General features: G+C 61.1%; 12 protein-coding genes and 1 tRNA gene. 6 read left to right on the forward strand and 7 right to left on the reverse strand.

The annotated features are described in order from the left end of the window. Positions 1-108: 108 nt before the first annotated feature. Together YWU_RS14630 and YWU_RS18075 are read left to right on the forward strand one after the other, a co-directional pair. The gene (locus YWU_RS14630) at positions 109-1,938 is read left to right on the forward strand and encodes a DEAD/DEAH box helicase (RefSeq protein ID WP_051259902.1); all 1,830 of its coding nucleotides are present in this window, start codon (positions 109-111) and stop codon (positions 1,936-1,938) included. Continuing rightward, entirely contained in the window at positions 1,928-2,536 is a 609-nt protein-coding gene (locus YWU_RS18075) for a hypothetical protein (protein ID WP_027019151.1), read from the forward strand. The genes YWU_RS14630 and YWU_RS18075 overlap by 11 nt, the downstream gene beginning before the upstream one ends. Here the strand turns inward: YWU_RS18075 and YWU_RS18885 are convergent. The 4 genes from YWU_RS18885 to YWU_RS0102020 form a co-directional block, all read right to left on the reverse strand. Next, a complete protein-coding gene (locus YWU_RS18885) occupies positions 2,420-2,965 on the reverse strand; it encodes a rhodanese-like domain-containing protein (RefSeq protein ID WP_084141544.1) in 546 nt (181 codons plus the stop codon). The genes YWU_RS18075 and YWU_RS18885 overlap by 117 nt on opposite strands. 175 nt (positions 2,966-3,140) lie before the next feature. Continuing rightward, on the reverse strand, positions 3,141-4,154 hold the full coding sequence (locus YWU_RS0102010) for a permease prefix domain 1-containing protein (RefSeq protein ID WP_051259903.1): 1,014 nt from the start codon (positions 4,152-4,154) through the stop codon (positions 3,141-3,143). After that, complete coding sequence (locus tag YWU_RS0102015; RefSeq protein WP_027019153.1) at positions 4,151-4,489, reverse strand: PadR family transcriptional regulator; 339 nt, start codon at positions 4,487-4,489, stop codon at positions 4,151-4,153. The genes YWU_RS0102010 and YWU_RS0102015 overlap by 4 nt, the downstream gene beginning before the upstream one ends. 217 nt (positions 4,490-4,706) lie before the next feature. After that, positions 4,707-5,882, reverse strand: coding sequence for a methyltransferase (locus YWU_RS0102020; protein WP_027019154.1), 1,176 nt, complete (start codon positions 5,880-5,882; stop codon positions 4,707-4,709). Positions 5,883-5,944: 62 nt separating this feature from the next. On the opposite strand from YWU_RS0102020, the gene YWU_RS0102025 reads away from it, so the two are divergent. Then, positions 5,945-6,952 carry an LLM class flavin-dependent oxidoreductase gene (locus tag YWU_RS0102025; RefSeq protein ID WP_034646755.1) on the forward strand — a complete coding sequence of 336 codons (1,008 nt, stop codon included), beginning with the start codon at positions 5,945-5,947 and terminating at the stop codon, positions 6,950-6,952. Here the strand turns inward: YWU_RS0102025 and YWU_RS0102030 are convergent. Together YWU_RS0102030 and YWU_RS0102035 are read right to left on the reverse strand one after the other, a co-directional pair. Next, complete coding sequence (locus tag YWU_RS0102030) at positions 6,949-7,671, reverse strand: ABC transporter ATP-binding protein (RefSeq protein WP_034646674.1); 723 nt, start codon at positions 7,669-7,671, stop codon at positions 6,949-6,951. The two genes, YWU_RS0102025 and YWU_RS0102030, sit on opposite strands and share 4 nt — an antisense overlap. Before the next feature lie 21 nt (positions 7,672-7,692). Beyond that, a complete protein-coding gene (locus YWU_RS0102035; protein ID WP_027019157.1) occupies positions 7,693-8,676 on the reverse strand; it encodes an FtsX-like permease family protein in 984 nt (327 codons plus the stop codon). A gap of 108 nt (positions 8,677-8,784) precedes the next feature. On the opposite strand from YWU_RS0102035, the gene YWU_RS0102040 reads away from it, so the two are divergent. Both YWU_RS0102040 and YWU_RS0102045 read left to right on the forward strand, forming a co-directional pair. Next, on the forward strand, positions 8,785-10,032 hold the full coding sequence (locus YWU_RS0102040) for a sensor histidine kinase (RefSeq protein ID WP_156892674.1): 1,248 nt from the start codon (positions 8,785-8,787) through the stop codon (positions 10,030-10,032). A gap of 1 nt (position 10,033) precedes the next feature. Continuing rightward, positions 10,034-10,693, forward strand: coding sequence for a LuxR C-terminal-related transcriptional regulator (locus tag YWU_RS0102045; protein WP_027019159.1), 660 nt, complete (start codon positions 10,034-10,036; stop codon positions 10,691-10,693). Positions 10,694-10,811: 118 nt separating this feature from the next. Here YWU_RS0102045 and YWU_RS0102050 read toward each other — a convergent pair whose 3' ends face one another. Continuing rightward, the gene (locus tag YWU_RS0102050; protein WP_027019160.1) at positions 10,812-11,987 is read right to left on the reverse strand and encodes a L,D-transpeptidase; all 1,176 of its coding nucleotides are present in this window, start codon (positions 11,985-11,987) and stop codon (positions 10,812-10,814) included. A gap of 584 nt (positions 11,988-12,571) precedes the next feature. On the opposite strand from YWU_RS0102050, the gene YWU_RS0102055 reads away from it, so the two are divergent. Continuing rightward, positions 12,572-12,644 (forward strand) — tRNA-Lys (locus YWU_RS0102055). Positions 12,645-12,800 lie beyond the last annotated feature (156 nt).

The raw sequence follows: 12,800 nt of genomic DNA on the forward strand, positions 1-12,800 counted from the left end.
TGAACTGCGGCGACGCCGCAGGGCACGTGCACCCAGCGTCGGACCTGGAGTATAAAGGGAACCTTGACCGGATACGCCGGTGAAACGTGATCTGCGAACGAAGAGTGAATGACGAACCCGACCGAACTGACGTACATCCCACGACGTGCGAGTTGGTTCCTCTGGACACAGGATTTCGAGACTCCGGAGATCGAAACCCCAGACGGTGCCGACGCGACCGTCACTCTTGCGCTGCCCGATGAGGGTGAAATCTGGCCGTGGGAAGTCCCCGGCCAGGAAATCGGCCTGCGCCAGGGATGGGACTGGCTAGAGAACCGCGCCTTCGACGACAGTGACGGATTGTCGTTGCAGTCATGGACGGAACTGGCACAGGGCGGCCAGCCGGTATTCCCGGTATCCGCTCACTGCGGGTTGGCACTGGACGGCGAACACATTTACACCGCCGATGCCACCACCGCCCACGTACGCGATGTACTCGCCTTGGCGAAGCAGCTTCCGGACCTGGGTCTTCAAACGCGACTTCGCGACTACCAGCTCGCCGGTGTGCGCTGGCTGCAGGACCGCGATGACGGAGCAGTACTCGCCGATGACATGGGTTTGGGTAAGACCCTCCAGACCATTGGACTGATGGAACTGAAGGACAAGCGACCGCATTTGGTGGTCTGTCCCACCTCCGTCAGCCGGAATTGGGAGAACGAGATCCGTCGGCATTCGCCGAACCTGGAAGTCATCACTGAAACCGGCAGCAGCCGCACTGGCCCCCGTGGCGGCGCTCGCCGCAAAAAGCCGAAGCGCGGCTCTGTCACGATCGCCACCTACGCGCGCCTGCGCCGCAATCCCGAGCGGTTCGCCGACGTCAATTGGGGCGTGGTCGCCTTCGACGAGGCACAGCAGATCAAGAATCCGCGCACCTTGGCCTATCGCACTGCTGCGACCCTGCCCGCGGACTTCCGACTGGCCATCACCGGTACCCCGGTTGAGAACGAACTCAACGACCTATGGGCACTGGCGGACTTAGTTCGACCTGGATTCCTCGGCACCCGTCGGCGCTTCAAGGAGCGCTACGTCTTCCCGATCCAGCAGCGAAACTCAGCGCCCGCGGCAGACCGACTTGCTGCGCACTCCAGCGAACTGATGCTTCGCCGCACCAAGGCCGAGGTCGCCCCGGATCTGCCGCCGCGCCAGGTCGTGGACATTCCTTGCTCGATAACCGACGAGCAACGTCGTCTGTACAACTCTGCGCTGGTCAACGCTTTCGAAGGCGGACTCGGCATGGGCATCTCCCGCCGGGCAAATGTGTTGTCGCTGCTGACGAAACTCAAGCAGATCTGTAACCACCCAGCGCAGGCGCTGCACGAGACCTCCCCACTGCAGGATCGCTCTGGCAAGTTCGACCGACTGCACGACATGTTGGATGAAGCCGTCGCCGCTGACACCGGAGTGCTGATCTTCACCCAGTTCACCGCGATGGGACAGCTTCTCGCGGAGGATCTCTCCAGCCGCCATGGCATGGACGTGCCGTTCCTGCATGGAGGCCTCAATACTGACCAACGTGAGGAGATCGTCGAGACCTTCCAGAGCGGACAAGGCTCCAATATCCTCGTGTTGTCCCTGCGTGCGGCAGGTTTCGGCTTGAATCTCACCCGCGCCACGACGGTGGTGCACTACGACCGCTGGTGGAACCCGGCCGTGGAAGACCAGGCCTCCGACCGTGCGCACCGAATCGGCCAGGAACAGCCGGTCACGATTTACACGCTGCGCTCAGCCGGCACCGTCGAAGACCACATCGCCTCCATGCAGGACCGCAAACGCGGCCTGGCCGAGGCAGCCTTTGACGGCGGCGACGCCGAACTGCTTGAACTCGACGACGAGGCCCTGCGCAGCGTGCTGCAGCTCTCGACCGCTCGCGAATCGGAAGGAACCGGCGATGGCAACTGAATTCGGCAACACCGTGTGGGGACGCGCCTGGTTGCGACAGGTCGAACCCATCCTCACCAAGGGTGGCCCCGACCGTGACATCCCGAAGGCCCGATCGCTGGTCCGCCGGGCAGTCCGAAATGTCACCATCTCGCGGAACACTGTCACCGCTTACGTAGGCGATTACGGCCAGGAGAAGACAGTGACCCTGGAGGTCCCGCCGTGGAGCGCCTCAGAGATGACCAAGGTCAACCGCATCATTAGCGCTGTCGACGAAGCTGATCCCACGGACCTGCCGAACTACGTCGCTGACCAGTTGAACCATGCGGGCATCTCCATCGCGCCCGATATTTCAACTATCAATGCCCAATGGGAGAAGGCCTACGAGGACGACTCCCCCACTGGATCCGTCCCCGACGGCGTCCCACCGCGTCATGTCGTTCTGGCCTTGGCCTACTCAATTGCTCAGAAGGTCGATGAGGAGCCGGTTCTCGCAGTGCTACTACGTACCCCGAAAGGTCGAAGCGCAGCAGTAAACAAACTGACCCGCACCGACTTGATCTCCCTCGAAGACATCAATACCGAGACGTTCTACGACCAGCCGTTCATCGAGAACTGATCGGAGTCGCGGCAACTGCTTCGAAAGCTCTTCGATGGGGCCGCCGGCATTTTTCCAGGCGGTGAAACCGCCCTCGATGTGTCGGACGTTCTCGATACCCATCTCGTGTAGGGACTTCGCTGCCAGCGCAGATCGCCACGCCGAGCCGCAGTACAGCATGAGAGTCCGACCGTCGTCGAGTTCGGGACGGTAATAAGGGCTGTCTGGGTCTATCCAGAATTCAAGCATACCCCGTGGCGCGCGGTATGCCCCAGGGATAATGCCGAGTTTCTTCCACTCGCCGGGCTCGCGAATGTCGATGAAGTGAATGAAGCCGCAGTTAAACAACTCCTGGGCTGTATCGACGGGAGTCGGTGGAACGACATCATTTGCGGCTGCTACCAATTCAGCTGACGGCCGCGACAATGGCTCTCCGGGACTTCGGGGCATGGCGCCTCCAATCCTCTTTTTCGCAGGTTACACGTGAATCTGCCCATTCGAGGCGCGCATTCTGCGGGCAACGGCGAAAACCGATCCGGACTGGAACCACCGTCATTCACGACAAATCGAGGTGTCCGGTTGGGCACCTCGACGTCGTAAAGCAGTGCTTGTCAATGCTTTTGGGCTAGCACCTCGCCCGGCTGCGCGGATTGATCGTTTTTCGCCAACCGTCGATGGTGTCCCACAGGCAGACCACGAAAACGCTGACTCCGATGATCACGCCAGTGACTCGCATGGCATCGGTGGAAGGATCGGTGAGTACGGTTCCCATCTCCACGAACTCAGGGTTAAAAAGCTCATTGCCGATGAGAAGCGTCAATGCCCAGACCGCGAGAGCGATATTGAGCATGGTGTTGGCGATCGCCAGTGTCCGATTCCAGCCGTTGCTGCGAAAGAGAACAAAAGCGAAGATGAACTCGGCGAGGAGTATTGCGAAGAGTACCAAGATCTGCCACGGCCACAGCGCAGGGTTGAGGACCGACACCATCTCGCTATCGGAGGTCCAGGTGGGGTATCCGCGGAAACGGTCCCACAGCACCAGCCCAAGGATGATCGTCAGGAATACCCAAGAGGCGATCAACTCGCCAGCCCCGGAGCCATTGCCTGAGTCCACCTCTGGCAGGTCATCGATTGTCCATTCCACTCCCGTTTCGGTGCCCGTGCGTTCCATGATGAAGAACACCAACGTCGTCCAAAAGCCGATGTGCGCAGCGACAGTGAACGCTGCGCCGATGACGTTTTCAATGACAGAGCCGATTCCCTCACCGGTGATGATGCTTCCGGCCGCTGTTGCCACCATCACGATGGGGACAACGACGACGAGCAGTGTCTTGAGCAGCCGCCACCAGGTCAGGAAGTACTTCGGGCCGATGAGATAGAGCGGGCGCTCGGCGAACTGCGCCGACAACACCCCGGGGTCGCCGAGACCGGTGAGAACGTCGCGCTCTGCAGTCTCCGGATCCTGGCCCTGATCGACTTTCGCCGCGACCGCGTCTTCGATGCTTCCTTGAAGTTCATCACGAACATCACCCTGCTGAGACGGATCCAGGCTTTTGACGACGGCAAAGATATACCGATCCGTCAGATCACCGAGATACGGCGATGTGCCGAAGGTTGAGTTGTTGTCGGTGGCGTTCATGACTGCTCCCCTTCCGTGAGCGAGACGATCGCTTCATTGAGCGCGCGCCATTCAGTTGAGAGAGTCTCCGACAAACGGACACCCTCAGGCGAGGTTCGGTAGAACTTCCTGGGCCGGGATTCGTCGGTGTTCCATTCGCTGGACAAAAAGCCCTGTTTCTCCAGGCGCCTCAACAACGGGTACAACGTGTTGCCGTCGGCGGCGAACCCAAGAGATTCGAGATCCTCCAGCAACCCGTAGCCGTAGCCCGGTTCCCTGAGCAGTTCCAGGCACGCCAGCACGATCGTGCCTCGACGGATCTCCTGCAGATGGTTCTGGAACTCCTTGCTTGCCATACTCATCACGATAGTGTGCGCCACACACTAAACGCAAGGGCACAATATAGTTACCCTACGAAAGTTCGCTGACGGGAATGATGAAACGCCCAAGCTCGCTTCGCTGACATCTTGATGAGGGTCGGGCACGCTCAAGTGCATAAGCCTGTATAAGCCCTGGCAGGCACCTGCGAGACAGCCGCGTTCTCTGAACGGGCAGATAGCGGCTCGGGCGTGGCTACGCTTCGGAGCACCTGCGTAGACGGAAGAGTTTGGTGACTTCACTGCGGCGGGCCTCGGGGATTCCACCATCGCCCTTTTCCACACGGGGATGCGTTGGTCGGGTGGTCTCGATGGCGATGATCTGCAAACCATCGGCCTCGACTCGGGCCTCGATATCGCCTTCGGCGCGAAGCTCAAGAATCTCGGCCAAATCAGAAATGATCAGCCATGCTTCCCCACCGGCGGTGAGGTGAGCGCCGACCTCGTTTATGAAGCGATGGAGGACTGAAGAGCCTGGGTCGTAAATACCCGTTTCCAATTGAGACGACGGGGTCCCCGGGAGCCACGGTGGGTTGAACACAATCAGGTCAGCACGATCGGAATCGGAGGGAAAAAGATCGGCTTCGACAACGTCCACGCGATCGGCCAGGCCCAATCGCTCAATGTTGTCCTCTGCGCAGGCCACTGCACGTGGGTTCAGGTCGGTGGCAGTGACACCAGTGAATCGATCGTCACGGCCGAGCAGAGCGGCGAGAACTCCAGTTCCCGTGCCGATATCCCACACCTTGCCGGAAGGAACGTCAGTGGCAGTGGTCAGGGTGTCGGCAACCAAGTCGACGTACTCGCTACGGGTCGGAGAAAATACTCCGTAACGTGGGTAGATCTTCGTCCCTAGAGCCTGCACAAACACGCCCTTGCGGTGCCATTCATAAGCACTGATGACACCAGTTAGCTCATTGAAGGAGACGAAAAGCGACTCGCCTGAACCGTCGTCGGATTGTTGCGGCCACGGCCCGTAGGCCATCTCACAGGCAGCAGCTACATCCTCTGGAGCGCCCCGGAGCTGCAAATCATAGCCTGCGCCAAGTTCCACAACAATCCGGCTCAGCCATGCTGCACGCTCGGCACGGTCGGCGCGGACCGCTGCGTAGTCACTCTGATCGGTGCCCCTAGCCTCCTGCTTGGCCTGGATCTCTTTGTCCACGGCTCGAATAAGTCGCTGAGAGCGCGGGAAGTCGGAGCGGAGGAGAATGGAGTGGGCGTCGTGAAGCATCTCGAGGGCTTTTGCAGGCGCAATATGCCCCGCTACCACTACCCGGCGCGGCGGCGGGAATCCGCTTTCGGAGTGCCACCTGGCGGTCCGAACGGTGCCGCGTTCCTTCCAGCGGACTAACTGGGGAGTGTCGTGCACCGGGCCTACCTCGGGATCTTCAGGAGTGGAATTAATGCTTCGCGGCAGTGGTTGCCTCCGGTATGGATACCACTATTTCTGTGCCCCTGTCAGTTCTCGACCTGGTGCGTAGCTCGAAGCACGAGGATCTGCGGGAGGGGTTCGAGCGCTCACGTCGCCTGGCGCAGACGGCGGACAAGAACGGATACACCCGGCTCTGGTACGCGGAGCACCACAATATGCGCGAGGTGCTGTCATCAGCGACATCCCTGCTGATCCAGTACATCGCATCCAATACTGAGCGGATTCGAGTCGGCGCCGGTGGCGTGATGTTGCCGAACCACTCCCCTCTGGTGATCGCCGAACAGTTCGGCACCCTGGAGACGCTCTACCCGGGCCGCATTGACCTGGGACTCGGTCGCGCTCCTGGCACTGACCAGAACACCATGCGGGCACTTCGTCGCACTGGTGCGGAGGCAGAGCGGTTCCCTTCAGACGTGCTGGAGCTCAATGGATACTTGACCGGCAATACCTCGATTCCGGGCGTGTACGCCTACCCGGGCCACGAATCGAATGTTCCGCTGTGGATTCTCGGATCGTCGATGTTTGGTGCAACTCTCGCAGCCCAGCTCGGACTGCCGTACGCGTTCGCCTCGCACTTCGCACCGCAGATGCTCTCGCAGGCAGCGAAGGCCTACCGCGAGAACTTCAATGCTGAAGACTCGCTCCTGGGCCCGGATGCGAAGCCTCACTTCATGGCAGCAGCAAACGTCTTCGTTCATGACGATCCGGAGCTCGCCCGCGACCAGAAGCACAAGGCGGAGAACGCCCTGATCAAGCAGTTCCTGGGCAAGGGTCGGGACCTGGCTGCCGATGAGGTGGAGATGCTCCGCGACCACCCGGCCGGTCAGCAGATCCTGGATATGTTCTCCGTCGCCGTGGCGGGCACCCGCGAAGATGCTGCTCAGTGGCTGAACTCCTTCGCGCAGGACGTGCAGGCAGATGAGCTGATGCTCGTTGCTCAGGCCCCTGATGAGGCGGTTCGGCACCGGACCTTGGAGTTGCTCGCACCGACTCCGGCCACCGCTTAGGCCAATCGGCCGTCGACAAGTCGCACGATGCGGTCGGCTCGTTCAGCCTGGGACTGGTCGTGGGTGACGTACATGGTGGCCGTTCCCTCCCGGTGGGTGACATCGGCGATCAATGCAGTGATGTCGGCGGCGGTTTCGGTGTCGAGTGCTGCGGTGGGCTCATCCGCCAGCAATACCGCCGGTGAGTTCATCAGCGCCCGAGCCAGGTTCACTCGCGCCTGTTGCCCGCCGGAGATCTCCGCTGGGTAGCGGTCCGCGAGTTCTGCCACGCCCACTGCTTCAAGCAGCCGATCGGCTCGCGCCGAATCTGCTTCCCGACGTTCCTTGCTCACCCACCCCACCATCCCCAACCGCGTCATTGCGATCAGTTGTTGTCGGACAGTCAATGCCTGGTGCAGGTTGGGCTGCTGGAAAACCAGACCGATGTGGTTCCGCCGCATTGTTGTGGCGTCTTTACGTGACAAGGCTGCAGCGTCGATGGCTTCTTCGCCGAGGAGAACTTCTCCGCTGGTCGGCGCCTGGAGGCAGCCGGCGATCGCAAGAAGCGTGGACTTGCCAGAACCAGAAGGCCCCATCACCGACACCAATTCGCCCGAGCCGATGGTGAGGTTGACGTCATCGAGCAAGCGCCGCTTCTGATCGCCATCGCGGACGTCGAAGGTGATTCCCTTCATCGTGATTCCGTTGGTGACGGCGGTGGAGGTCTGCGTGGATGTCATGGTGTACTCCATTTCGTGTGATTAGGCGTTGGCCAAGGCAGTGCGAGGGTCGGCGGTGAGAACTGGGCGCAATGACACTGCCGCGCCGACTAGACCGCACAAGCCGAGCAATAGCCCGGGCCACAGGGTCGTGGATAGATCAAATACTGCGGGCATGCTCTCCGGCAGGAAGGCTCCGGCCGTGACGACCAGCGCGAGGCCGCCGGCGATACCTGCCACGAGAACAACCACTGCTTGGCTCAGGGCATCGGCGATGAGGGTGCTCCGGCTTGCTCCCAGCGCAGTGGAAATTGCCACCGAGCGGGTCCGCTGCACCGTCCACACCGCGAAGAACGCACCGACAACCAGCGCGGAAATGAGGTAGAGCAGCGTCGTCATCGCACCAAGTGAGGTCTGCTCACCCTGGTAGGACGCCGAGGCATTAAACCGGTCCTGCCCCGTCAGCACTGTCGTGCCGGAAACCTCAGCCGCCAGATCCGCCGAGCCAGCATCGACGAGCACCGCATTAACGACACTTCCCGAGATCTCTTCTGCATCCGACGGCGACACCAACAGCACCGGCTGATGATCTAGCCAGAGGTCCTCCCCCTCCCCAGTCACGGTGAGGTCGAGGGGTCCGAGGGTGATTGTGGAGTCGGAGACGTCGGGAAGCAGTGCGGGTGGCAACGCCACTTCTCCCGGCGCCACTTCTGCAGATGCCAGCGTGACCGCTGGGGTGTCCGCCACGCGGACGCGACCGACGTATAGCTCTTCGCCGTCCAGCTCACTTACCTGAGCCAACTCCAGTTGGGATGCTGACAGCGTGCCGGTGCCTGAATCAGAGAGGACGATCGCCGGGTCGTCGTTTTCCTGCAGGACATGGTCCAACCCCGAGACCGACTGATGCGACAGTCCCGCCATCAGCGCCGAGAGAAACGCGACCATGACGGTGATCAAGCCGATAGTCACTGTGATCAGTGCGGTCCGCCCTGGGGCCGCTCGTAGTTCCTTGAGTCCGTGGTACATGGCTTTCAGCCTTCTCGCCTGCGAGCGCACGCACATCAGCCGCAGGATTGGATTCGGATCAAACTTTCGGTTGATTCCCCCGCTGGCGCTGCCGAATACGATGGTGCCATGCGCAGTCTCTCCCTGATGGATCCAGGATCCCATGCCCTCACTCGGCGGATCTGGCGAGTTCTGGACCTATTTGTGCTGGCCATGCTGGTATTCGCGCTGTGGCGAACCCCGACATTCTGGTCTGTACTACTCGGCTCCACCTTCGCAGCGGTGTACCTTGCCGGAACACTCGTGGGACGTCGTGCGCTACTGAGCGCTGGTCCGACGCTGCCGTCTCAGTCGACCGATCGCCGCACTCAGATCTGGATCAATCTGTGGCTGCTGCTGATCATCGTCTTGTGGTCGGCACTGGCTTTCGCTGCCCCTGATGCTGCATATCTGTCATTCCCGCTGTTTTTCCTTGCGATGCATGTGGCCTCCGGGCGGACCGGGTTCCTCGCCGTGATTGCTATGACTGCCGTCGCCGTTATTGCCATTGCGGTCCACCACGGTTGGACCACTGGCGGGGTGCTCGGGCCGATCATCGGCGGCGTCGTGGCGATGGTGACGGGATTCGGTGTCCATCTACTGCTGGTCGAATCCCATGCCCGCGCCCAAGCGATCCGCGAACTGACTGCAGCCAAGGCTGACATCGCTGAGATCTCCCGACGCGCAGGTGAAAACGACGAGCGCGCTCGCCTCGCCGCTGACATCCACGACACCGTCGCCCAAGGACTGTCCTCAGTACAACTGCTTCTTCATGCTGCCGAACGAAAGTTGGAAGGCCCCGTTGAGGATCCGAGCGCCTCGGCTGCGCCCTCCCCCGAAGACATCGAAGCAGCACTGGAGCGGATCCGCCTCGCCCGCGATACCGCCGGCGAGAACCTCGCCGAAACCCGACGCATCCTGCGCCAACTCCAGCCAGCACCACTGGCCGACAGTGCCCTGCCGGTGGCGCTAGCAAGAGTGTGCGCCACCGCCGCGCTTGCTGATCCAGTCGAATTCAGCGTCACCGGCGACCCACAGCCCCTCTCTGGCAATGCTGAAGAGGCCATCATCCGAGTCGCGCAGTCGGTGGTCGCAAATGCGGTCAAACACTCTGAGGCCGACCAGTGTGCCGTCTCCTTGGAATATGCCGCTGATTCGACCCGCCTCATCGTCGAGGACAACGGCATCGGCTTCGACCCCACCGCGGAAGCTGACGAAGACTCCATGGGACTGGCCATCGCCCACCGCCGCGCCTCTGACGCAGGCGGGAACCTCACAATTGACTCATCACCCGGCCGTGGCTGCCGCATCACACTGACCATCCCCGAGGGAGCCTGAATTGACCATCAACGTCATCATCGCCGACGACCACCCCGTCGTCCGCGCCGGACTGCGGGCAGTCCTCGAGTCCGCTCCGGACATCACGGTGCTGGCTGAGGTCGGCGATCCCGACGATGCCGTCGCCAAGTGCACCGCCGAGGCCGGCACGGACCCGCTTCCCGACGTCGTCCTCATGGACCTCCGCTTCGGCGAAGGCCCCGGCTCCGCCGGAGCCGCCGACGGAGTTACCGCAACGGAAAAGATCAGGTCGCTGCCTGGGGCCCCGCAGGTCCTAGTCATCACGAACTACTCGACGGACGCGGACATCCTGGGGGCGGTCTCTGCCGGGGCTGTCGGGTATTTGCTGAAAGACTCCGGCCCCGATGAGTTAATCGCCGGGGTTCGCGATGCTTCCCGAGGCCGCACGGTCCTCTCCCAAAAGATCGCTGGTCGATTGATGGGACGGCTGAGCCAACCTGCAGTGGAGTTGACCGCTCGAGAGGTTGAGGTCCTGGAACTGGTCGCAGCAGGCCATTCGAACCGAAAAATCGCCTCGCAGCTCGTCCTGACCGAGGCGACGGTCAAGAGCCACCTGGTGCACATCTTCACGAAATTGGACGTGACCTCCCGAACAGAGGCCGTGGCGGTGTCCCGAGAACGCGGAATCCTCGGCGGCTGAGCATGCAGAAATGAGAAAGGCCGACCGCATCTGATGCGGTCGGCCTCTTTCAATTATGGTCCGGGTCGCACTGACCTGGGCTGAGGTCAGTGGTGTCCGGGAGTAGGCGGCGCCTGAACTAGGTGCTCGGGTTCGCGTTACCTGCAGACCAGGTCGACCACGGGATGTTCCAGTCGCCGAGTCCGTCCACACCGGACAGATCCGGTCCGACGGTGTTCTCCACGGTCACGATGTCTCCTCGCTTGAGGTTCTCCTGGAACCACTTTGCGTCAGCATCGGTGACATTGATGCAGCCATGGGAGGTGTTTTGGCTTCCCTGTGCCCACACCGACCAGGGTGCTCCGTGGATGTAAATGCCGGAGTAAGACATCTGCGTCGCGTAGTTCACCGGGGTGCGGTACGCACCGGCGCCGGTCAGACCGAAGGTCGAGGAGTCCATCACGAGGCTCTCGTGACGGTCGCCCACCATGTAGGTGCCATTCGGGGTGGCCCACTCAGAGCGGCCCAGCGACACCGGGACGGTGCGCAGGACTTCGCCGTTCTTCTCCAGGGACATCGTCTTGGTGCTGTCATCCACGCGAGCGATGACTCGGTCACCGATGGTGAAGTCCGACTCCTGGTCCGAAGCACCGAAGTAGTCATTGCCCAGATCCAGGCCGTAAGTGTTGGTCTTCACCTGAACCTTGGTACCCGGCTCCCAGTACTCCTGCGGACGCCAGCGGACCTCCGAGTTGGAGAGCCAGTAGAACGCGCCATCAACAGAGGGCTCAGTGGTGATCTCGATGGCGTCTTCGACAGCCTCGCGGTCATCAACGGACACACCGAAGCGGACGGCGATGGTCTGGCCAATGCCGACCTCAGATCCGTCAAGCGGCGACACCGACACGTTGGCCTCGATGGCCGGGGTGACAGTGGTGAAGGTCTGGCTCGTGGTGTTGCCATCAGCGGTAGCGGTGACCGTGTAGGTGCGCGAGTAACCAAGCGGTTCAGCCGAGGACCACGACGTTCCATCTTCCGACATGTTCGACTCGATGACCTTGCCATCTTCGTTGGTCATCTCAACCTCGGAGAACTCACCGTTCTCGACGCTGACGGTGACCGGCTCAGTCACAGACACACCCGTGGCACCATCTTCGAAGCCGTACGTGACCTCTGCCGCCTGCTGAACCCCTTCCGCCTCATTCGCGCTGGATCCGCTATCGGAGCAGGCAGTGAGACCCAGAGCAACAATTCCGAGAGACGCCACAACAGCCGCAAAACGGCCACGTCGCCGGGATGAGTACGACAATTCCATCAAATGATCACTTTCCGGATACTTACTAATTATTCATGGGTGAAGGCACGACCACCGGTTCCCCGGAGCGCGCACAGCTAGGTACACGCCCGCAACGGACATCGTTCGTTCTTCGACCAACTTACTGCTTCGACGAACGAATCGTGAGTGCAAAATGACTTCAATGCGGTCACGATTTCACAACAAGTACATCGCCCCTGAGCACCAGATATTACAACGAACATAAATAGGTAAGCCCCCTCAGCACCCCCGCCACCAGCGGTTCGCAGAGCGCACGTTTCGACGCCTGATTCTTTACTTCCCTGACTGCTCCCCGACGCCCAACTCCACACCGCCGGCCACCACCACCCCGACACAATCAACCGTCGCCGAAGCCCTCCCCTGACATTCACAGGGACTTTCCCAACATTTCATCGAGAGACACCGTGAAAGCAGATCTGAACGGCAAGTGAAAAATGATGCTGACCAAGCGATTTTACAAGAATCCAGCCTTCTGGTTATATATCTCCTGTCGCCGCGACAGGGACCGCAAGGAACTGGAGCGAACGAGCCGAGGCCGCATGGAATCGGATCACAGACAAAAAGCGCCATTAGCTCAATTGGTAGAGCAGCTGACTCTTAATCAGCGGGTTCGGGGTTCGAGTCCCTGATGGCGCACAACTACCCCAGGTAGTCGGTGAAAGTACTCACTGACCACCTGGGGTTCTTTGTGCCCCAGAAGTGTTAGAAGCCAGGAATTGTCGGAAAACAATCCGACAACACCAACTGAACTGCGCCCGGCGGGTGCTGGTCGGGCATCTCACACGGGGAGAC

This window comes from Corynebacterium sputi DSM 45148, assembly GCF_000427865.1.
GTDB classification, from domain to species: Bacteria; Actinomycetota; Actinomycetes; order Mycobacteriales; family Mycobacteriaceae; genus Corynebacterium; species Corynebacterium sputi.